Here is a 19,998-nt window from a genome sequence, read left to right as displayed (position 1 = left end):
GGCCGGCCCGGGATCATCCGATCCTGGGTCGGCCGCACCGGGTGGCGGGCCCTAGAGGACCCGGGTGACCTGCTCGGCGGAGATCACCGCGTCCCGCCCTGCCGGGTCGAGGTTGGCGCTGATCACCACGGAGACACCAGCGGAGAGCGGCGCGAGCAGCCACTTCAGCGGCTGCTCGTGCTCGGCGGCGTCGACCAGCAGCCGGTCGCCGGCGCGCAGGTCCAGCATCTTGGCGATCTCCTGGGCGAGCGCACCCCACTGGCCGTAGGTCGTGCCGTCCGCGCTGGCCGGGTCGGACGGGTGGATGGCGGTGTGGTCGGGCGTGGCGTCGGGGTACCGGAGCACCTCGGCGGACCAGTCGAGCCAGCCCAACGGCACGTCGGCCAGCCGCCCCGGCCCGGTGCCGACGAGGTAGCGGTGCGGAGCGTCCGGCACGTCCTCCAGCCAGTCGTCCTGCCGTTCGGGGGTCACGAAGACCGCGTCGAACGGCCGGTCGCCGCCCGGCTCGAGGACCGGCAGGCCGGCGGTGGCCCGGGGCCGGAACGACACCGCCAGTCCGGAGGCCCAGGCGCCCAACAGAACCGCAGCGGTACGCCAGTGCGGCGGCAGCAGCACCGCGACGCGGCTGCCCGGGCCGAGCCCGCAGCCGTCCCGCAGCAGACTGGCGCTACGCGCCGCCCAGGCACCGACCTGGTGCGCGGTCAGGTCGACCCGCTCGCCGGTCGCCTCGTCGCGGTAGCTGAGCAACGGGCGCTCGGCGTCGGCGGGCCGGACCGAGAGGTCGGCCATGACGGTTGGCTGCATCTCCACGCTCCCCGAGTGACGGCTCGATCCACCCTACTCAACGACTTTGGTCGCGCCGGTCGTCGGCCGATGGCCGTAGCGGCCGTCCGGGTGGCCGGCGCACGGTAGGGGTGACCCCGAAGCGCCGCCGAGGAGCGTCCGTGCTGACCGAGCCTCGCCCTGCCGCCGTCGACCGTCTTCCGCTGCGCCGCCGGCTCCTGCCGGTGGTCGCGTTGCTGCTGCTCGCGCCCTGGGCCGCCGAGTGCTCCTGGGGTGGCTTCACTCTCGACGACTTCCTCCCGGTGCTGATCTTCCTCGGCCCGATGTACGGCGGGGCCGCCATCCTGATCCGGGAGACCGCCCGGCATCTCGGCGCCGGCTGGCCGGTGATCGTGCTGCTCGCCGCCGCGTTCGGCGTGCTCCAGGCCGGCCTGGTGGACCAGTCGCTGTTCAACCCGGGCTATCTGGACGACACGGAGTACGCCGACACCCGGGCCGCCGCCGAGGCCACGCTGGTGCCGGGGCTCGAGTTCAGCGTCCGCCAGGCCTTCGACTACGTGGGCAACCACATCGTGCTGACCATCTGCGCGCCGGTCGTTCTCGTCGAGTCGTTCCTCGGGCCGGGCCGCCGGCTCCGGCCGTGGCTCGGCCGACCCGGGCTCGCCGTGGTCGGCGTGATCTACCTGCTCGGCAGTCTGCTGATCTTCTCTGACAGTGGGCGGAAGGGCTTCCTGGCCAGCCCGCTCCAGCTGGCCTTCGCCGCCACGGTGGTCCTCGCCCTTGTCGCGGCGGCCCTGCTGCCCCGCTGGCGGCGCGCTCGCCCCCGACGCGTCCGCAGGGCGCCGCGCCCGATCTGGGTGGGCCTGGTGGTCGTCCTCGTCCACTTCGGCACCGATCTGACACCCGGTTGGCCGGGGGTGGCCATCGCGCTGGCGCTCGCCGCCACCACCGCGAGTCTGATCGCGTTCTGGTCCTCCCGTGCCGGTTGGGGGCAGCGGCACGTGCTCGTCGCCGGCACGGCGAGTCTGGTCACCGCCGCCGCGTTCGCGTACCTGGTGCCGCCGTACTCCCCCGCGACCCCGGCGGCGGCCCTGGCCGGCGACGTCGCGGTCAGCGTGGTCACCGTGGCCCTGATCGGTGGCGCCTGGTGGCGGCTGCGCCGCACTTCGCCGGCTGTTCACGTCCGCGCAAGCTGATGCTCCCCTCGGGTGTCAGCCTCCGTCCGGGTACCAGCAGACTCGCCGTCGACGTGCTGCCCGCACTGTGTGCCACCAACGGCTGGACGCAGGAAAAGCTGGAGGGCCTGACCGTGGCCGGTGACGGCGAGGTCTATGCCATCACCGACAACGACGCGGTCCAGGACGCCACCGGCGAGACGGCGCTCCTGCGGCTCGGGTCGAGCCGCAGGGTCTTCGGCCGCGACTGACCCTCCCCGCGTGCCTCCCGGCCCGGCATCCACCGCAAGTGGGCGCCGGGCCGGTCACGCAAGGTGATTCCAGACCCCGGCCGCCGCGCCCACCCCAGCCCCTTTGCTCTGCTTACCTGTACGCAACACTCACGCTCCGCGAGCACAGCTATCGCTACCGCCCTCGGAAGCCACGATGAAGCCGCGGCTCAAGGGGTGTTGCGTCCGTGTAAGCAGAGCAAAGGGGTTGAGTGGCCCGACCGGGGGGCACCGATGCCCGTCGCGCTCAGTGATGAGCACCGCTCTCGCCATCCGGACACCCACCGTCACGGCGACCTGGCGGACGGCGCCTCGGCGAGGCCGAGCCCGTCGCCGCCGCGGTCGAGGCAGGCGAGCAAGCAGAGGGTCAGATCGCCGTGCCAGGTGGGGACTTGAGCAGCGACGACGCTTCGGCGAGATAACCACCACGCCCAGCTCGGAGCGCACTCGCCGCCATGCGAACCAGATCGATGTTGACGCCGGCGGCACCACTCGGGTCATGCACCTTCAGCTTCACGTCAAGGCTTATCGCCGTCTCACCCCAACCCTGCGCCTCGATGGCCACCTTCTGTGACCTCAGCTGCGGCAGGTATCCGAGCGGAGCCAGTTCGACCTTGTCAGCCGCCGACAGCGCATTGAGCTTGGACTGCTTCTTGGTGTTGGAGTTCTCGACCAGGTTGCGGAAGTCTTCGGTACCTCCCAAATTGACCTGATAGGAACTCACCAATGTGAGCCCCCGCTCCTCGAGCAACCGCAGCAACGCGTTGTGCACCACCGAGGTGCCGAACTGGCTGGCCAGGTCGTCACCGAGCAACGGCATCGCCTCAGACGGGCAGTTCCGGGCCACCTTCGAGCAGCGCGGCGAGCAGGTCGCCATGCTCCTCGACCCGGTCCAGCACCTCGGCGGCGGTGAACTGGCGGACGGCCGGCTTCCGGCCCCGGGCACCGGCTTCCACCTCGTCCCAGGTCAACGGGGTTGAGGCGGACGGCACGTCCTGGGCCCGCAGCGAGTACGGCGCAACCGTGGTCTTCGCCGCGTTGTTCTGGCTCCAGTCGATGAAGACCTTGCCGGGGCGCAGGTTCTTGGCCATCTTCGACACGATCAGCTTCGGGTGGGCGCGTTCCAGCTCCTGCGCGATGCGCTTGGCGTAGTCAGAGACAAGATCGGACGACTGGGTGCCGGCGATCGGGCAGCAGAGCTGCATGCCCTTCTTGCCGGAGGTCTTCGGGTACGACTCGATCCCGTCGTCAGCGAGCCGGTCGCGCATCAGCACCGCCACCGGGCAGCACTCGGCGAGCCCAGCCGGCGGGCCCGGGTCCAGGTCCACCACCATCATGTCCGGGTGCTCGCCGACCTTCCACTGCGGCGTGTGCAGCTCCAGTGCGGCCAGGTTGGCCAACCAGACCAGCGTGGGCAGGTCATCGGCGACCACGTAGTCGATGGTCTCCCGGCCCTTGCTCGACCCGGGGGCGGGCAGCGTTTCCAGCCGTACCCAGTCGGGGGTGGCGGCCGGAGCGTTCTTCTCGAAGAACGAGCCGCCGCTCACCCCGTTGGGGAACCGGATCCGGGTCAGCGCCCGGTCCCGCAGGTGCGGCAGTAGCACCGGGGAGATCCGCGTGTAGTAGTCGATCACCTCACCCTTGGTGAAGCCCGCCGACGGATAGAGCACTTTGTCCAGATTGGACAATTCCAACGCGCGGCCCTCGACGTCCACCCGCAACCGGTCAGCTGGCATCGTCGACCTCCTCCGGCGGCTTGTCCGGGCGCAACCGCAGCACCCGGGGGAAGCGCAGCCGGCCGTCCGGAGTGCGCTGGCCGTACTTCACCTCCACCACCACCCGGGGAGTTACCCAGATGGCACCCCGGGCATCCTCGCGCGGCACACCCGGCGCGAACGGCGACACACCGGAGCGCAGCGGTTCCAGCTCGGCGAGAAGCTGCCGTTCGATGGCCGCGCCGATCCCGCCGCCCACCCGGCCCCGGTAGATCAGCCGGCCGTCCGGGCCGGGCACACCGACCAGCAGCCCACCGATCCGGCGGGCGCCCGGTCGCCAGCCACCGATGACGAAGTCGCCGGTCACCTCCAGCTTGACCTTCACCCAGTCCGGCGAGCGCACCCCCGGGCGGTAGACGGCGCCGACCCGCTTGGCCATCACCCCCTCCAGGCCGTGCTCGCCGGCCGCCTCGTAGGTGGCGGGGCCGTCGGCGAAGACCGGCGGCACCGCCCACCGGGCACCGCCGAGGGCGAGCCCGTCCAGGACCTCCCGACGGCGCTCGTACGGCCAGCCGGTCAGGTCGTCGCCGTTCAGCCGGAGCAGGTCGAAGATCATGTACGTGACCGGCATGACCGCCGCCAACCGGGCCGCCTTGTTCCGGTCCCGCACGTGCATCCGTTCGGCGAGAGCGGTGAACGAGGGCTGCCCGCCCGCACCGAGCAGCACCACCTCACCGTCGAGCAGCGCGTCGTCGACCTGCTCGAACAGGGTGGCCAGTTCGGGGTACGCGGCGGTGATCTCCACGCCGGAACGGGCGTACAGGTGCTGACCGCCGGTGGAGATGTCGGCCAGCGCACGAACCCCGTCCCACTTGAACTCGTACGCCCAGCCGGCACCCGCCGGGAGCGGCCCGGTCATCGCGAGCATCGGCTTGAGCGGCGCGCCGGGCACGACCCGACTGTAGTAGCAGGCCGAACACCTCGCGTCCGGTTCCTTTGGATGCGAGCATGGTCGATACCGGGGAAGGGAGCAGAGGATGCGGGCCATCTGGAAGGGAGCCGTGTCGTTCGGGCTCGTCTCGATCGGGGTGAAGCTCTACTCCGCGACCGAGGAGAAGGACATCCGGTTCCACCAGGTGCACCGTGAGGACGGTGGCCGGATCCGGTACAAACGCACCTGCTCGGTCTGCGGCGAGGAGGTCACCTACGACGACATCGCCAAGGGCTACGACATCGGCGGCGGGGAGATGGTGATCCTCACCGACGAGGACTTCGCCGACCTGCCGCTGACCAGCTCTCGCGCGATCGACGTGCTGGAGTTCGTCCCGGCCGAGCAGGTCGACCCGATCCTCTACAACAAGGCGTACTTCCTGGAGCCGGAGGGCACGGCGACCAAGCCGTACGTGCTGCTGCGCGACGCGCTGATCGACTCGGAGCGGGTGGCCATCGTCAAGGTCGCGCTGCGCCAGCGGGAGCAGCTCGCCACGCTGCGGGTCCGCGAGGGCGTGCTGCTGCTCAACACCATGCTCTGGCCGGACGAGATCCGGACGGCCGATTTCGGCTTCCTCGACGAGGACCTCAAGGTGCGCCCGCCGGAGCTGGCGATGGCCAGTTCCCTGATCGACTCGATGACCGGCGAGTTCGAGCCGGACGTCTTCACCGACGACTACCGGGCGGCGTTGCAGGAGGTCATCGACGCCAAGGTGGAGGGTCGGGAGGTCGTCCAGCCGGAAGAGGTGGAGGAGGCGCCGGCCGCGGCGGTCGACCTGATGGCCGCGCTGAAGGCATCGGTGGACCGGGCTCGGGCGGCTCGCGGCGAGCAGCCGGCCCGTGGCGGCGGCGGCGAGCCGACGCCCATCTCGTCCGCACGCTCGGCCAAGAAGGCGGCCGAGAAGAAGGCGGCGAAGGCGCCCGCGAAGAAGGCCGCGGCGAAGAAGACCGCTGAGAAGAAGACGGCCGCTGCCAAGGCCGAACCGGCGAAGAAGGCCGCCAAGAAGACCCCCGCGAAGAAGGCGGAGCCGGCGAAGAAGACGGCGGCCCGGAAGACCGCGCCCCGCAAGACCGCCTGACCGCACGGCAGCGACGGAGGCGTCGGCCGGACCGGGTACGCTCCGCCGGCCGCTGGCCACCGGAGGAGCCGTCATGCCGTACACCCCTGACCTGGACCGGTTGTTGACGCCCGGCGCCCGCTTCACCGACGAGCACGGCTCGTACCTGATCGAGGCCCACCCGGTGGGCGACATCGTGCTCCCGACCGGCCAGGTGGTCGGGTGTGACCCGCTGGTCTGCCCGGAGGCCGAGCCGTTCACGGTCACTGTGCCCCCGGGGCGGCATCCCGCCCGCGCCTGGGTGGCCGTGGTGCTCCGGGAGGACGCCGAGGTGGACCGCCGGGTGGCCGCGCTGGAGCTGGTGGTCCAGGACGCACCGACGGTCCGCTGGGAGCCGGCCGTCGCCGGCGACCAGGACGTCGCCACGCTCGGCGCGGACGACTACTTCGGGTACGGGGTGGACGCCGGTGCCGGCACCCTCGCCGACCCGACTGCGCTCAGCGCCCTGGAAGGCTGGGACTACGACCGGGTGGAAGCGGTGTTCATCCCGGCCGAGCTGCCCGCCTCGCCCGTCCCGGGGCTGATCACCGCGGTGCTGGACGAGGCCACCGGCGCCAACGTCGTCACCGTCGCCACTGGCTGGGGCGACGGCTGCTACGGCACCTGGGTCGGGCGCGCCGCCGACGGCCGGGTGACATCGTTCGTGACCGACTTCATGGTGGTGCCGGAATAACCGTCGCGCCGGCTCGGGACGAGTGCCCGCGGAGCGATCCGGGCCGTCCGGGGTGGGCACGGTGGGCCGCCGGGCGGGTACCGTGTGCGTCGGCTTTCCCCCCGGCACCGCGTGCCGGCCACACCTTCGCAGCAGGGAGTCGACGACGTGAGCGAGCGCACGCAGCAGAACCGGTCGGAGGGCCAGAGCCCGGCAACCAAGGCGGGGCGGCGGCTGGCCGCCCAGCTGGCAGCGCAGAAGGCGGCCGAGGCGAAGCGGCGCCGTCAGGCGTGGGCCGGCGGGCTGGCCGGCGTCGCCGTGGTGGCGGTGCTGATCACCGTCTTCGTGCTGGTCGGCGGGGGCGACGACGACAAGCCCGCGAACCAGGCCGACGCGACCCCCTCCGCGTCCGCATCCGCCCCGGCCCAGGACGCTGCCGACGCACCTCCCGCCCCGCAGCTGCCGGCGGGCGCCGACCCGGCGCTGGGCAGCAAGCCGACCGTCGAGGCGGGCAAGGGCGAGCTGAAGAAGCTCGCCGTGACGCCTGTCATCAAGGGCACCGGCCCGGCGGTCAAGAAGGGCCAGACCATCACCACGAACTACGTGGGTGTCTTCTACAAGGACGGCAAGGAGTTCGACTCCTCCTGGAAGGCCGGCCAGCCGGCCACCTTCGCGATCGGCGTGGGCCAGGTCATCCCCGGCTGGGACCAGGGCCTGGTCGGCGTGACCGTGGGCAGCCGGGTGCAGCTCGACATTCCGGGCGAGCTGGCGTACGGCAACGACGAGGCCGCCGCGGGTGGCCGGCCGACCGGCCCGCTGCGCTTCGTGGTGGACGTGCTCGCCGCCCAGTGACCCGTCCGGATCGCCCCGGTTGTCGCCCGGGCGTGATGGAGTTGTTCACATGGGGCTTCCGGCCCGTCACCCACCGGCAGTAGGTTCGGCGTCACCCCGGGCGGCTCGCCCGCCCGGGGTGAGCATCCGGACGGGACGCGGAGGTGCACGTGACGGCGCTGGACGGGCCCGGGCGGGTCGCCCGGTTGATGTGGACGCACTTCGAGCCGGTGCACGCCGTCACCTACTTCCACCCACGAGCGCGCGCGGCGTACGAGGCGGTCGGGCTGCGCGGCTACTGGCGGGGTTACTTCGCCGGCCGGGCCGCGCCAATGGGCGCCACCGAGGCCGCCCCGGTGATCGCCGCCTTCTTCAACTTCGCACCGCCGATGGTGAGCCGGGCGCTGCCGGCGGTGTGGCGGTTGGCGACCCCGCGGGAGGCGTTACGTGCCCGGCTGACCGGCGCCGTGCAGGCTCTCGCGGAGCTGACGTACGAGCTGCCGGAGGCCCACCTGGCCGAGGCCGCCGATCTCCTGGAGCGGGCCGCGTCGGCGACGCAGACCGCCGGCCGGGTGCTCGGCGCGGTGAACGCGGCCCTGCCGCTCGGGGAGTACCCGCTGGCCCGGCTCTGGCAGGCCGCCACCACGCTGCGCGAGCACCGGGGGGACGGGCACGTGGCGGCGCTGGTGGCCGCCGGCCTGGACCCGGTGGAGACGCTGGCCTGGCGGGTCGCGGTGGACATGTCGCCGCAGAACCTGCTGGGCCGGGGCTGGTCCGAGGAGCAGTGGCGGGCCGCCCGCGAGCGGCTGGCGCAGCGGGGCTGGCTGACCCCGGACGGCGCGGCCACCGGCCACGGCCGGGCCGGTTTCCAGGCGGTCGAGGATGCCACCGACCGGGCAGCCGAGCACCCGTGGCGGGCGCTCGGCCCGGACGCCACGGACCGGCTGCGCGAGCTGCTGGAGCCGATGGCCCGGGCCTGCCACAGCGTGATCCCGGCGGGCAGCCCGATCGGGCTGCCCGCGCTGCCCGGCTGACCAGCGGCCCACCCGTCGGGCAGGATGGGCCCGTGGTGGATGCGGTGGTCTTCGACCTGGACGGCGTGATCGTGGATTCCGAACCGGTGTGGGAGGAGGTCCGGCGGGCGTACGTGGCGACGCACGGCGGAGCCTGGCAGCCGGACACCCAGCGCCGGCTGATGGGCATGAGCACCGGCGAGTGGGCCCGCTATCTCAGCGGCGAACTGGGCGTGACGCGCACCGCTGACCAGGTCGCCGACGAGGTGGTCGAGGAGATGACCCGGCGCTACCGGGAGCACGTACCGCTGATCGACAGCGCCGACCAGGTGGTGCGCCGGCTGGCCTCGCGATGGCCGCTGGGGTTGGCGAGTTCGTCGCCGACCCGGCTGATCGCGGCGGCGTTGGCCGCCACCGGCCTGACCGACGCGTTCGTCACCAGCCTGTCCACCGAGGAGACCGAGCGGGGCAAGCCGGCGCCGGACGTGTACCTGAGCGTCGCGGGGCGGCTGGGCGTCGACCCGGACCGTTGCGTGGCCGTGGAGGACTCCTCCAACGGGGTCCGGTCGGCCGCGGCGGCGGGGATGCGGGTGGTGGCGGTACCGCACGGGTCGTACCCGCTGGACCCGGACGCCGCCCGGCTGGCCACGGTGACGCTGGGCGCGATCGGTGAGCTGACCCCCGAACTGGTCGGTGAGTTGGCTGGTTGATGTACGCCGCGTCACCCGCTGTCCGGTCCCTCCCGCCTCGCGCGTGGTTATACGGTTCTCCAGTGACCGGTGGGGCCGGCATGACGGGGACTGAGCGGGGTACCGCAGCCAGCGGTGCTCGACCCGGGTGCCACCCGCCGGACGGGTGAGGAGACCACGGATGAAAGCCATCGTGTACGAGCGCACCGGCGATCCTTCGGTGCTGAAGTTGGTCGACCGGCCGGTGCCGGAACCGGGGGCGGGCGAGGTCCTGGTCCGGATGGCGGTCTCCGGGGTGAACCCGACGGACTGGAAGGCCCGCCGGTCGTTCCCCCTGCCAGCGGGGTGGCAGATCCCCGGGCAGGACGGCGCGGGAGTGGTGGAGGCGGTCGGCACGGGGGTGGACCGGGAGCTGATCGGCGAACGGGTCTGGATCTGGGAGGCGGCCTGGCAGCGGCCGTGGGGCACCTCGGCGGAGTACACGCTGGTGCCGGTCCGGCAGGTGGTCCGCCTCGGCGACGCCTCGTTCGACCTGGGGGCCAGCTTGGGCATCCCGTTCCTCACCGCGCACCGTTGCCTGACCGCTGGCGAGTTCATGCCGGACTCGCTGCGCCCCGGCGCGCTGGCCGACCACACCGTGCTGGTGCAAGGCGGGGCGGGTGCGGTCGGGAACGCCGCGATCCAGCTCGCCCGGTGGGCCGACGCCACGGTGATCACCACGGTGAGCAGTGCGGAGAAGGCGCAGCTCGCGGCGGCGGCAGGTGCCTCCGTCGTGATCAACTACCGGGAGCAGGACGTCGTCGAGGAGGTCCGCAAGATCGCTCCCGACGGGGTGCACACGATCGTCGAGGTGTCCCCGTCCCGTAACGCCGCGACGGACGTTCAGGTGCTCCGGAACGCTGGCGCGGTCTGCGTCTATGCCGACGACGAGCCCGAGGTGAGCATCCCGGTCCGGCCGTCGATGATGCGGAACGTCCGGTGGCAGTTCGTGCTGGTCTACACGGAGCCGACGGTGGCCAAGGCCCATGCCGTGCGGGACGTGGCCGCGGCGGCCACCCAGGGCGGCATCCGGGTCGGCGTGGACGCCGGCCTGCCGCTGCACTACCACCCCCTAGCCGAGACGGCGGCGGCGCACCAGGCGGTGGAGAACTCGGTGGTGGGCAAGGTGCTGATCACCACGAGCGACGCCTGATCGGGTCGCTGGCCACGCGATTTCCCCATCATCAGGACAGAGGCGAACAACTTTCGCAACAATGACGGTGCGGGTCGCCCCGCATGTAAAGGGCGGCCCCGGCGCGGTGCGAACGCCGGGGCCGCCCTCCTGGGGAGGAAGGTTCAGGAGAATCCTCTGTCCCAACAGGCGACGGTGCCCGGTAAAACGTTACGGGGCGGTCAGCTCCCGGACAGTCAGCTCGCCCCCGGCGTACCGCGAACGGACGACCTTCTTGTCGAACTTGCCCACACTGGTCTTCGGCACCGTGTCGATGAACGCCCACCGCTCGGGCAGTTGCCAGCGGGCCACCGAGCCGGCCAGGAAGTCGCGCAGCTCCTCAGCGGTCACCGTGGCGCCCTCCCGGACCACCACGGTCGCCAACGGCCGCTCGTCCCACCGCTCGTCCGGCACACCCACCACGCACGCCTCCAGCACCGCCGGGTGGGCCATCAGCGCGTTCTCCAGCTCCACCGACGAGATCCACTCACCGCCGGACTTGATCACGTCCTTGGCGCGGTCGGTCAGCGTCAGGTAGCCGTCCGGGGAGAGGGTGCCCACGTCGCCGGTGCGCAGCCAGCCGTCCCGGAACTTCTCCTCGTCGGGGGCGTCGTCGCCGACGTACCGGTCGGTCACCCACGGCCCGCGGACCTCCAGCTCGCCCACGGCCGTGCCGTCGGCGGGCAGCAGCTCGCCCAGCGCGCCGACGATCCGCGCCTCCACCCCGGCCGGCACCCGGCCCTGCGTGTAGCGGTAGCGCCACGCCTGCTCACCGGTCGCACCGGCCGGCGGACGGGAGACCGAACCCAGCGGGGACATCTCGGTCATGCCCCAGGCGTGGATGACGTCGATCCCGTGCCGCTCGTCGAACGCGTGCATCAGCGCCGGCGGGCAGGCCGAACCCCCGACGATCACCTCCTTGAGCGAGGAGGTGTCCACGTCGTGGCTGTCCAGGTGGGCCAGCAGGTCGGTCCAGATGGTCGGCACCGCGCCGGCCAGGGTGGGCCGCTCGGCGGCGATCATCTCGGCGATCGGCGCGGCCTGGAGGAACCGGTCCGGCATGATCAGCGACGCGCCGGAGAGGAACGCCGCGTACGGCAGCCCCCACGACATGGCGTGGAACATCGGCACGATGGCCAGCTCCCGGTCGGTCGGCCCGAGGCCGAAGCCCTCCGGCATGCAGACCTGCAACGAGTGCAGATAGATCGACCGGTGCGAGTAGGCCACGCCCTTCGGGTTGCCCGTGGTGCCGGAGGTGTAGCAGAGCGCCGCTGCGTCGCGCTCGTCCACCTCGGGCCAGTCGAACACCTCCGGCCGGTCGGCGAGCAGCGCGTCCCAGTGGTGCACGGTGATCCGGTCGCCTGCCGCCCCCACCAGCGGCGCCGGGTCGCCACCGCCGACCACCACCACATGTCGCACGGTGACCAGCTCGCCGATCACCCGGGCCAGCAGCGGAATGAGCGTGCTGTCGACCAGCACCACGCGGTCCTCGGCGTGGTTGGCGATGTAGGCGACCTGGTCGGGAAAGAGCCGGATGTTGAGGGTGTGCAGCACCGCGCCCATGCTCGGCACCGCGAAGTAGGCCACCAGGTGCTCGTTGTTGTTCCACATGAAGGTGGCGACCCGCTCGTCGCCGGTCACCCCGCACTCGTCGCGCAGCGCGTGTGCCAGCCGAGCGGCCATGCGGCCCACCTCGGCGTACGTCATCCGGCGCGGTTCGGCGCCGGTCCAGGTGACCACCTCGGCCGTGCCGTGCACGGTGGCGCCGTGGTCGAGGATCCGGGAGACCTGCAGAGGGGCGTCCATCATCGTGCTACGCATGGGTAACAAGTTAGTGTCGCCGGTCACAGCTTGGGAACCCCCGTAAATTGTCGCAGGTGAGCATCTCCTGGGCCGACTCATACGTAGGGCAGTTGCGCGCGCTGGCCGGGGACCGGACGCTGATGTTCGTCGGCGCCCGCGCCGTGGTCCGTGACAACGCCGGACGCATCCTGCTGATCCAGCGCTCGGACAACGGCCAGTGGGCCATGCCGGCCGGGGCGATGGAGCTGGGCGAGTCGATCGCGGACTGCGCGGTGCGGGAGGTCCGTGAGGAGACCGGGCTCCGGGCGTTGCGGGTCTGCGCGTTCGCCCTCTACACCGGCCCGGACCGGACCAGCACCAACATGTACGGGCACACCTACCAGGTCTTCACCACCGCGTTCCGGGTGGAGGAGTGGGACGGGCAGCTGGCGCGGGTCACCGACGAGACCACGGACGCCGGCTTCTTCCCCCGGGACCGGTTCCCCGCCCCGCTCTCCGCCTCGGTCGCCGAGACCCTGGCCGACCTGGACGTCTTCGAACAGACCAACCGAATGATCCTCAAGTAGGCCGGCCTCGCCCGGCCCGGCCGGTGAGGGCCGGGCCGGGCGAATGCCTCACTGCGGGTAGCGGACCCCGGCGAACGCCTCCTGGATCCAGTTCGGGTACGCAACCGGCAGCTTGCTGATCTCGTCCAGCTCGGCGAGATCCTGCGCGGTCAGCGTGAGGTCCGTGGCGGCGATGTTGTCCACCAACTGCTCCTGCTTGCGGGCACCGACGATCACGCTGGTCACGGCCGGCCGGGAGAGCAGCCAGGCGACCGCCACCCGGGCCGGGCTGACCCCGTGGCGCTCGCCGATGGCCTTGAGGACGTCGACGACCGGGAAGGCACGCTCCGGGTCGAACGGGGTGAAGTTGGTGTAGCCGGGCTGGGCGCTGCGCGAGCCGCTGTCGGCGACCGCGCTGTCCCGGCCGACCTTGCCGGAGAGGAAGCCGCCGGCCAGTGGGCTCCACACGGTCAGTCCGACACCCTCGTCGAGCGCCATCGGCACCACGTCGCGCTCCACGTCCCGGCCCAGCAGCGAGTAGTACGACTGCACCGAGACGAAGCCGGCCAGCTTCTCCCGGGCGGAGATGCCCAGCGCCTTGGAGATCTGCCAGGCGGCGAAGTTCGCGCAACCGATGTAGCGGACCTTGCCCTGCCGGACCGCGTCGTCGAGCGCGCGCAGCGTCTCCTCCATCGGCGTGACCTGGTCGAAGTTGTGGATCTGGTAGAGGTCGATGTGATCGGTGCCCAGTCGCCGCAGGCTGTCCTCCAGCGCCTGCATGATGTGCAACCTGGAGGTGCCGACGTCGTTCGGGCCGGGCCCGGTTCGGGCGTGTACCTTGGTCGCCAACATTACGTCGCGACGCCGCTTGCCGAGCGCCTGGCCGAGGAACTCCTCGCTCTCGCCCTCGCTGTACGTGTCGGCGGTGTCGACGAAGTTCACGCCCGCGTCCAGCGCGGTGTCCACCAACCGCTGGGCGTCGGTCAGCGGCAGCGCGCCGAGGCCGCCCCAGATCGGGTGTCCGCTGCCGCCGAAGGTCATCGTGCCGAGCGAGATCTCCGAGACGTACACCCCGGTGTTGCCCAGCAGTCGGTACTTCACGCGTTACTCCTCGTCGATCGGAGGCCGGCGTCGGCCACCACGTGGTCACTATGTCGGACAGTGTGTCCGACGCAAGCGTACGTCGTCGGTCCCGCCCCTGCCCACCTAGGATTCGGACCATGCCCTCGATCACCCGACGCCGCCCACGCAACCCCGACGGCCGGGCCGCCGTCGAAGCCCGGGTGCTGGCCGCCACCGAGCGGCTGCTCCAGGAGGGGGTCCGCTTCACCGACCTCGGCGTCCAGCGCATCGCCGCCGAGGCGGGGGTGGCCCGGTCGACCTTCTACATCCACTTCCGGGACAAGAGCGAGCTGCTGATGCGGCTGGCCGGCAGCATGCGGGAGACCTCCTTCGACCGGGTCCGAGAGTGGGATCCGGCCGGTCCCGGCGACCCGCTCGAAGCGCTCACCGAGGTCTTCACCGACGTGATCCGCATCTACCGGACGTACGCCCCGGTGCTGGCGGCGATCACCGAGGTCGCCGCATACGACGCGGCGGTCCGGGAGTACTGGGCGGCCGGCTTCGAGCAGTTCATGGCGCGTACCGAGGAGGCGCTCCGCGCGGAGCAGCGGGCCGGGCGCACCCCGGCGAACCTGGACCCGCCGGCCGCGACCCGGCTGATCGTGCTCGGCGGCGACCGATTCCTCGCCCATCATGTCGCCCTGACCCCGGCCGACCCCGAGGCCGATGCCGCGGCCGCCCGGGAGTTGGCCGCGACCTGGTGGTACGGCGCCTACCGCCGCCCCGCCTGACCACCGACCGCCCCGAGCCGGTCCGGGGCGGTCGAGGTGGACGCGGTCAGATCATCGTTTGGGACTTGGCCTCCATGTCGGCAGCCGCCTCCTCCTTCGACTCGCGGGTCAGCGCCTTGCCGCCCGGCGCCGGGGCCTCACCGCCGAGCGGGTCGGCACCGCCGGTGGCGCCCTGCGGGCCGGCGCCCCGCAACTGCTCGTTCGGCAGCGCCACGGTCACCAGCACCGCCACGATGGCGATCAGGCCGGCGGTCAGGAAGACCATGTCCAGCGCGTCGACAAACGCGTTCTGGATCGCCGACCGCACCGGCCCGGGGAGGGCCATGATGGTTGCCGGATCGTTGATCGAGATGTTCGCGCCGCCGCTCGCCGCCACCTCGGCCTGCTGCTGCGGCGGGAGCTGGGCGATCGCGCCGGGCAGCCGGTCGCTCAGCCCTCCGGCGAGCCGGGAGGAGAGCACCGCGCCGAGGATCGCCACCCCGAACGAACCGCCCAGCGACCGGAAGAAGGTGGCCGAGGAGGTGCCGGCGCCCAGGTCGCGCACGGAGACCGCGTTCTGCACCGCGAGGACCAGGGACTGCATGCACAGCCCCAGGCCGACGCCGATCACCACCATGTAGCCGAAGGCGATCCAGAGCGAGGTGCCCACCGCCAGCTGGGTGAAGAGGAACATGCCGACCAGCAGGGTCACCGACCCGGCCACCGGGAACCACTTGTACCGGCCGATCCGGCTCATCGCCCGCCCGGTGAGGATCGAGGTGACGATGATGCCCGTCATCATCGGCAGCATCAGCAGACCGCTGCGGGTCGGCGAGGCGCCCTTGACGATCTGCAGGTACAGCGGGATGAAGATGATCGACCCGAACATGACCAGGCCGAGCACGAAGCCGGCCGAGTTGGCCAGCGCGAAGGTGGCGCTGCGGAACAGCCGCAGCGGGAGGATGGGCTCGGCGACCCGGGCCTCCTGGAGCACGAAGAGCACGGCGAGCACCGCACCGGCCACGAACAGGCCGATGATCACCCCGGAGCCCCAGCGGTACTCGTTGCCACCCCAGCTCAGCGCGAGCAGCAGGCAGCTCACCCCGGCGACCAGCAGGCCGGCGCCGAGCCAGTCGATCGCGTGTTTCCGACGCTCGAACGGGATCAGCCGCATCACGTGGTAGCAGACCACGATGGCCAGGATCGCCAGCGGCACGTTGATGTAGAAGATCCACCGCCAGTCGGTCTCCGCGAAGTAACCACCGACCAGCGGACCGGCCACCGACGAGATCCCGAAGACGGCGCCGAACAGCCCCTGGTAGCGGCCCCGCTCCCGGGGTGAGACGACGTCCGAGATGATCGTGAACGCCAGCGTCAACAGACCACCCGCGCCGACACCCTGGATGCCCCGGGTGATGATCAGCTGGGTCATGTTCTGCGACAGGCCGGCCAGCAACGACCCGACCAGGAACGTGCCGATCGAGAAGAGGAAAACCGGGCGGCGCCCGTACAGGTCGGCCATCTTGCCGTACAGAGGGGTCGACGCGGTCGAGGCGAGCAGGTACGCGGTGACCACCCACGAGTAGTGGTTGATCCCGCCCAGCTCCCCGACGATGGTCGGCAGGGCCGTGCCGACGATGGTCTGGTCGAGGGCGGCCAGCAGCATGCCGGTCATCAGACCGATCATGAGCAGCCGGATCTGCTGGCGATTCAGCACCGGCGCGGCAGAGGCTTCGGTGGTCATGGGCCCTTCATTCCCGGCCAACGCGGAACATGCGTCGAACCGGGAAAACGGCCCCGGCCCCCTTCCGGTTGCTCATGGGCCCACCCGGCGCGTCGCGCCCTGACAGACCCATGATCAAACCGGAGGGTGAGCAGTTCAGGCGGCGAAGGCCTGGGTGATTCTCTGGCAGAAGGCGGGAAGGTCGTCCGGCTTGCGGCTGCTGGTCAGGTTGCCGTCGGTCACGCACTCCTCGTCGACCCACGTGGCTCCGGCGTTGGTCAGGTCCGTACGCAGGCTGGGCCAGGAGGTGATCCGCCGGCCGCGCACCACGTCCGCCTCGACCAGCGTCCACGGGCCGTGGCAGATAACCCCGACCGGCTTGCCCGCGTCGAAGAACGCCCGCACGAACCGCACCGCATCCGCGTCGGTACGCAGGAAGTCCGGGTTCGCCACCCCACCGGGCAACACCAGCGCGTCGTAGCCGCCGGCATCCGCCTTGTCCGCGGTGACATCCACGTCGTACGTCTTGGACTGGTCCAGATGGTTGCAGGCCTGGATGGAACCGGGCTTGAGCGAGACCAGCTCGACCGTCGCGCCGGCGTTCTCCACCGCCTCGCGTGGCTGGACGTACTCGACCTCCTCGACCCCGTCGGTGGCCAGGAAGGCGATCCGCTTGCCCTGAAGTGTCGTAGCTGTCATCTCGATGCATCTCCTCTCCGAGGGGTACCTGAACTCCCTTCCCGCACCCCGACACCCGAAACGCCCCCACAGCCGCCAACAGTAAGGAAGGGCACCTTGTTAACGCCTCTGGTAGAGGAAGGTGCCCTTCTTAACAAAGAGCCTCACGACCGCCGGGGTGGATCACCGCGGAGGTTTGGCCCCGAGGCCGCTGGGGACCCGGGGAGGCATGGCAGGAGCAGCAGCGGAACACCGCCGGCTCGCCACCGTCGTGGAGAGCTGGCTGGGGCGCCCGGTCCTGATCGTCGGCGACGCCTTGTTGGACGAATGGCGGTTCGCCGACTCCGACCGGCTCTGCCGGGAGGCGCCCGCCCCGGTCCTCACCCTGCGGCGGCGGATCTCCGCCGCTGGCGGGGCCGCGAACACCGCCGTCAACGTCGCCACCCTCGGTGGACGGGCGGTGCTGGTGGCACCGGTCGGCGCCGACGTCGCCGGCGACGAACTGCACGACTGTCTGGACCGCGCCGGCGTCTGGGACCGTACGGTCAACCAGCCCGGCCGGCCCACCCCGGTGAAGCGGCGGATGCTGGCCGGCAACCAGATCCTGCTCCGGGAGGACTCCGGCGACCCGGACGACGCGCTCGCCCCGGACGGGGTGAGCCGGCTGCTCACCGCGCTGGACTGTGCCACCGAGGAGCTGCGCGCCGCCGCCGGTGGGGAGGCGCCGACCCTGGTGGTCTGCGACTACGGCCTGGGCGCCCTGCCCGCGCCGGTCCGCGCCTGGCTGGTCGAGCAGCGGGAGCGCTACGCCACGGTCGCGCTGGACGCCCATGACCTGGCCGACTGGCGGGGGCTCGCGCCGACCGTGGTAACTCCCAGCTTCGCCGAGGCGACCCGGCTGCTGGCCCGCGCCAGCGGCGCGACCCGCCCGAAGGCCGGCACCGAACTGCACCTGGAACACCCCGACAGCGACCCGACTGACGGACCGTCCGAGCTCAGCGTGGGTGCCGCCCCGGGTGGGGCCCGGGCCGACGCTGTCAGCGCCGGGATGATTCCGGACCCGACGCGGGCCGGCCACCCGGGGCCGGTCGGCGAGCCGACGCTCAGCGAGGGCCAGGTGGCCCTCACCGGCGACGGGCTCAGCGTCACCGGCGCCGGCGTGACCGTGAACACCGAGGCCGGGGAGGGCGTCGACCGGGCCGTGCTGGCCGAGGCGCGCCTTGCCGAGTTGCGTGCGCACACCGGCGCCGACGTCGTCGCGGTGACCCTGGACACCGAGGGCGCGGTGGTCGGCGGCGCCGACGGGGAGCCGCGCCGCAGCCACAGCACCCCGGTGCCGGCGAGCCACGCCGTGGGTGCCGGTGACGCGTACCTGGCGGCGATGACGCTGGCCCTGGCCGCCGACGCGCCGCTGCCCACCGCCGCGCAGCTCGCCCAGCTGGCGGCCACCATCACCGTGTCCGACACCGGCACCTGCGTGTGCCGGCGGGAGGACCTGCTCACCGCGCTCGACCTGCCACCGGAGACCACCGGGCACCCGGTGCTGGTCGGCGCCGACGAGCTCGACGCGATCGTCACCGAGTATCGCGACGCCGGACGGTCGGTGGTGTTCACCAACGGCTGCTTCGACGTGCTGCACCGCGGGCACGTGCGCTACCTGGAGCAGGCCCGCGCCCTGGGGGACCTGCTCATCGTGGCGGTCAACTCGGACGGCAGCGTACGCCGGCTGAAGGGGCCGGACCGGCCGGTCAACCCCGTCGAGGACCGGGGTGCCCTGCTCGCCGCGTTGTCCTGCGTGGACCATGTGGTGATCTTCGAGGAGGACTCGCCCGCCGCGCTGATCGAGGCGGTCCGGCCGGACGTCTACGTCAAGGGCGGGGACTACCCGCCTGAGCTGGTGCCTGAGGCGCCGCTGGTGCGCCGGCTGGGCGGCCAGGTGCGCACCCTGGGGTACGTGCCGGACCGGTCCACTTCCGCGATCATCGAACGGATCCGGTCGCACAGTCAGGACCGGGAGCCCGACCCGTTGTCGCATGGCCATGACGCGTCACTCAGCACCCGTACCCGAGCGTCGTGAACCGCCCACTCGACCTCGACACCGCGGAGGCGTTCCGCACCGAGCGGCTGGTCGACGTACTGATCCCGACCCGTAACCGGCCCGCCGAGCTGGCGGTCACCCTGGCCGGGCTCGCCACGCAGGACGGTGTGCCCGGCTTCGGGGTGGTGGTCAGCGACCAGTCCGACGGGGAGCCCGCGTACGCCCACCCCGCCGCCGCGACCATGGTCCGGGCGCTGCGGCACCGGGGTCACCCGGTGCTGCTGACCCGCCGACTGCCCCGGCGGGGGCTGGCCGAGCACCGGGCGTACCTGCTGGCCGCCTCGACCGCCCGGTACGTGCTCAGCCTCGACGACGACGTCTGGCTGGAGCCGGGGGCTCTGCATCGGCTGGTCACCGCGATCGGAGAGCTGGGCTGCGGATTCGTCGGCAACGGCGTGCACGGGCTCTCGTACGCCGACGACAGGCGACCGGAGACGCACGGGCACTACGAGGAGTGGATCGGCCAGCCCACACCGGAGCGGATCCGGCCGGGTACCCCGGAGTGGAACCGGGCCCGGATCCACTCGGCGGCCAACCTGCTGCACGTCACCGAAGAGTTGGCGCTGCCGCCGGGCGCGTGGCGCGCGTACAAAATCTCCTGGATCGGGGGGTGCGTGCTCTACGACCGGGCCAAGCTCGTCGATTCCGGTGGGTTCGACTTCTGGCGGAAGGTGCAGGAGAAGCACCAGGGCGAGGACGTGGCCGCCCAACTCTCGGTGCTGGCCCGGCATGGCGGGGCCGGCATCCTGCCCAGCGGTGCCTACCACCTGGAGTCCCCCACCACGGTCACCGACCGGGACGTCGAGGCGTGGGAGGTCGTGCTCGCCGACGAGGACACCCCTCAGCCGGCCTGAGTTCTGTTAAGAAGGGGCCC

The 19,998-nt window shown here is 71.9% G+C and carries 20 protein-coding genes; 12 read left to right on the top strand and 8 right to left on the bottom strand.

All coding sequences use genetic code 11. The features are described from left to right. Positions 1-51: 51 nt before the first annotated feature. Positions 52-804, bottom strand: a complete 753-nt coding sequence (locus tag KBX63_RS12120) for a TIGR03089 family protein (RefSeq protein ID WP_247662170.1) — start codon at positions 802-804, stop codon at positions 52-54. 140 nt (positions 805-944) lie between these two features. Between KBX63_RS12120 and KBX63_RS12115 the strand changes: the two genes are divergently transcribed. Both KBX63_RS12115 and KBX63_RS12110 read left to right on the top strand, forming a co-directional pair. Continuing rightward, positions 945-1,979, top strand: a complete 1,035-nt coding sequence (locus KBX63_RS12115) for a hypothetical protein (RefSeq protein ID WP_210911103.1) — start codon at positions 945-947, stop codon at positions 1,977-1,979. 53 nt (positions 1,980-2,032) lie between these two features. Then, positions 2,033-2,209 carry a hypothetical protein gene (locus KBX63_RS12110; RefSeq protein ID WP_247662169.1) on the top strand — a complete coding sequence of 59 codons (177 nt, stop codon included), beginning with the start codon at positions 2,033-2,035 and terminating at the stop codon, positions 2,207-2,209. Positions 2,210-2,594: 385 nt separating this feature from the next. Here KBX63_RS12110 and KBX63_RS12105 read toward each other — a convergent pair whose 3' ends face one another. The 3 genes from KBX63_RS12105 to ligD (KBX63_RS12095) are packed head-to-tail and all read right to left on the bottom strand — an operon-like array spanning position 2,595 to position 4,894. Continuing rightward, complete coding sequence (locus tag KBX63_RS12105) at positions 2,595-3,041, bottom strand: hypothetical protein (RefSeq protein WP_247662168.1); 447 nt, start codon at positions 3,039-3,041, stop codon at positions 2,595-2,597. Between the two features lie 10 nt (positions 3,042-3,051). After that, positions 3,052-3,963, bottom strand: a complete 912-nt coding sequence (ligD, locus tag KBX63_RS12100; RefSeq protein ID WP_210911102.1) for a non-homologous end-joining DNA ligase — start codon at positions 3,961-3,963, stop codon at positions 3,052-3,054. Further along, the gene (ligD, locus tag KBX63_RS12095; protein ID WP_210911101.1) at positions 3,953-4,894 is read right to left on the bottom strand and encodes a non-homologous end-joining DNA ligase; all 942 of its coding nucleotides are present in this window, start codon (positions 4,892-4,894) and stop codon (positions 3,953-3,955) included. Before ligD (KBX63_RS12095) ends, ligD (KBX63_RS12100) begins: the two co-directional genes overlap by 11 nt. An 85-nt stretch (positions 4,895-4,979) precedes the next feature. Between ligD (KBX63_RS12095) and KBX63_RS12090 the strand changes: the two genes are divergently transcribed. The 6 genes from KBX63_RS12090 (at position 4,980) to KBX63_RS12065 (ending at position 10,427) form a co-directional block, all read left to right on the top strand. Then, a complete protein-coding gene (locus KBX63_RS12090) occupies positions 4,980-6,011 on the top strand; it encodes a Ku protein (RefSeq protein WP_210911100.1) in 1,032 nt (343 codons plus the stop codon). 73 nt (positions 6,012-6,084) lie between these two features. Continuing rightward, positions 6,085-6,723 carry a DUF4241 domain-containing protein gene (locus KBX63_RS12085; protein ID WP_210911099.1) on the top strand — a complete coding sequence of 213 codons (639 nt, stop codon included), beginning with the start codon at positions 6,085-6,087 and terminating at the stop codon, positions 6,721-6,723. Between the two features lie 111 nt (positions 6,724-6,834). After that, on the top strand, positions 6,835-7,554 hold the full coding sequence (locus KBX63_RS12080; protein ID WP_210911098.1) for an FKBP-type peptidyl-prolyl cis-trans isomerase: 720 nt from the start codon (positions 6,835-6,837) through the stop codon (positions 7,552-7,554). A gap of 188 nt (positions 7,555-7,742) precedes the next feature. Beyond that, on the top strand, positions 7,743-8,567 hold the full coding sequence (locus KBX63_RS12075) for a hypothetical protein (RefSeq protein WP_210911237.1): 825 nt from the start codon (positions 7,743-7,745) through the stop codon (positions 8,565-8,567). A 32-nt stretch (positions 8,568-8,599) separates the two neighbouring features. Beyond that, complete coding sequence (locus tag KBX63_RS12070) at positions 8,600-9,256, top strand: HAD family phosphatase (RefSeq protein WP_210911097.1); 657 nt, start codon at positions 8,600-8,602, stop codon at positions 9,254-9,256. Positions 9,257-9,416: 160 nt separating this feature from the next. Beyond that, a complete protein-coding gene (locus tag KBX63_RS12065) occupies positions 9,417-10,427 on the top strand; it encodes an NADPH:quinone reductase (protein ID WP_210911096.1) in 1,011 nt (336 codons plus the stop codon). Positions 10,428-10,616: 189 nt separating this feature from the next. Here KBX63_RS12065 and KBX63_RS12060 read toward each other — a convergent pair whose 3' ends face one another. Next, positions 10,617-12,266, bottom strand: coding sequence for a fatty acid--CoA ligase (locus KBX63_RS12060; RefSeq protein WP_247662167.1), 1,650 nt, complete (start codon positions 12,264-12,266; stop codon positions 10,617-10,619). A gap of 56 nt (positions 12,267-12,322) precedes the next feature. Here KBX63_RS12060 and KBX63_RS12055 point away from each other — a divergent pair, with 56 nt between their 5' ends. Then, positions 12,323-12,814: an NUDIX domain-containing protein gene (locus KBX63_RS12055; RefSeq protein ID WP_210911095.1), complete on the top strand. Its 492-nt coding sequence runs from the start codon at positions 12,323-12,325 to the stop codon at positions 12,812-12,814. Between the two features lie 48 nt (positions 12,815-12,862). On the opposite strand, the gene KBX63_RS12050 is transcribed toward KBX63_RS12055, so the two are convergent. Then, entirely contained in the window at positions 12,863-13,894 is a 1,032-nt protein-coding gene (locus tag KBX63_RS12050) for an aldo/keto reductase (RefSeq protein WP_210911094.1), read from the bottom strand. Between the two features lie 119 nt (positions 13,895-14,013). On the opposite strand from KBX63_RS12050, the gene KBX63_RS12045 reads away from it, so the two are divergent. Then, on the top strand, positions 14,014-14,646 hold the full coding sequence (locus KBX63_RS12045) for a TetR/AcrR family transcriptional regulator (protein ID WP_210911093.1): 633 nt from the start codon (positions 14,014-14,016) through the stop codon (positions 14,644-14,646). 46 nt (positions 14,647-14,692) lie between these two features. On the opposite strand, the gene KBX63_RS12040 is transcribed toward KBX63_RS12045, so the two are convergent. Together KBX63_RS12040 and KBX63_RS12035 are read right to left on the bottom strand one after the other, a co-directional pair. Beyond that, on the bottom strand, positions 14,693-16,369 hold the full coding sequence (locus KBX63_RS12040; protein ID WP_210911092.1) for an MDR family MFS transporter: 1,677 nt from the start codon (positions 16,367-16,369) through the stop codon (positions 14,693-14,695). A 135-nt stretch (positions 16,370-16,504) separates the two neighbouring features. Beyond that, positions 16,505-17,047: a type 1 glutamine amidotransferase domain-containing protein gene (locus tag KBX63_RS12035; RefSeq protein ID WP_210911091.1), complete on the bottom strand. Its 543-nt coding sequence runs from the start codon at positions 17,045-17,047 to the stop codon at positions 16,505-16,507. A gap of 208 nt (positions 17,048-17,255) precedes the next feature. Here KBX63_RS12035 and rfaE2 point away from each other — a divergent pair, with 208 nt between their 5' ends. Both rfaE2 and KBX63_RS12025 read left to right on the top strand, forming a co-directional pair. Then, on the top strand, positions 17,256-19,103 hold the full coding sequence (rfaE2, locus tag KBX63_RS12030; RefSeq protein ID WP_210911090.1) for a D-glycero-beta-D-manno-heptose 1-phosphate adenylyltransferase: 1,848 nt from the start codon (positions 17,256-17,258) through the stop codon (positions 19,101-19,103). Further along, positions 19,100-19,978 carry a glycosyltransferase family 2 protein gene (locus KBX63_RS12025; protein WP_210911089.1) on the top strand — a complete coding sequence of 293 codons (879 nt, stop codon included), beginning with the start codon at positions 19,100-19,102 and terminating at the stop codon, positions 19,976-19,978. Before rfaE2 ends, KBX63_RS12025 begins: the two co-directional genes overlap by 4 nt. Positions 19,979-19,998: the final 20 nt, after the last annotated feature.

Source organism: Micromonospora sp. U21, from assembly GCF_018070045.1.
GTDB lineage: Bacteria > Actinomycetota > Actinomycetes > Mycobacteriales > Micromonosporaceae > Micromonospora.
The sequence above is the reverse complement of the archived record's forward strand: the minus strand, read 5'-3'. Positions and strand labels throughout refer to the sequence as shown.

What these genes read in the sequence shown, in the direction of transcription:
- KBX63_RS12045 (WP_210911093.1), top strand. Translation starts at nt 14,014, where the DNA reads ATGCCCTCGATCACCCGACGCCGCCCACGCAACCCCGACGGCCGGGCC.
- KBX63_RS12065 (WP_210911096.1), top strand. Translation starts at nt 9,417, where the DNA reads ATGAAAGCCATCGTGTACGAGCGCACCGGCGATCCTTCGGTGCTGAAG.
- KBX63_RS12075 (WP_210911237.1), top strand. Translation starts at nt 7,743, where the DNA reads ATGTGGACGCACTTCGAGCCGGTGCACGCCGTCACCTACTTCCACCCA.
- ligD (WP_210911102.1), bottom strand. Translation starts at nt 3,963, where the DNA reads ATGCCAGCTGACCGGTTGCGGGTGGACGTCGAGGGCCGCGCGTTGGAA.
- KBX63_RS12090 (WP_210911100.1), top strand. Translation starts at nt 4,980, where the DNA reads ATGCGGGCCATCTGGAAGGGAGCCGTGTCGTTCGGGCTCGTCTCGATC.
- KBX63_RS12085 (WP_210911099.1), top strand. Translation starts at nt 6,085, where the DNA reads ATGCCGTACACCCCTGACCTGGACCGGTTGTTGACGCCCGGCGCCCGC.
- rfaE2 (WP_210911090.1), top strand. Translation starts at nt 17,256, where the DNA reads ATGGCAGGAGCAGCAGCGGAACACCGCCGGCTCGCCACCGTCGTGGAG.
- KBX63_RS12060 (WP_247662167.1), bottom strand. Translation starts at nt 12,266, where the DNA reads ATGCGTAGCACGATGATGGACGCCCCTCTGCAGGTCTCCCGGATCCTC.
- KBX63_RS12120 (WP_247662170.1), bottom strand. Translation starts at nt 804, where the DNA reads ATGCAGCCAACCGTCATGGCCGACCTCTCGGTCCGGCCCGCCGACGCC.
- KBX63_RS12035 (WP_210911091.1), bottom strand. Translation starts at nt 17,047, where the DNA reads ATGACAGCTACGACACTTCAGGGCAAGCGGATCGCCTTCCTGGCCACC.
- KBX63_RS12040 (WP_210911092.1), bottom strand. Translation starts at nt 16,369, where the DNA reads ATGACCACCGAAGCCTCTGCCGCGCCGGTGCTGAATCGCCAGCAGATC.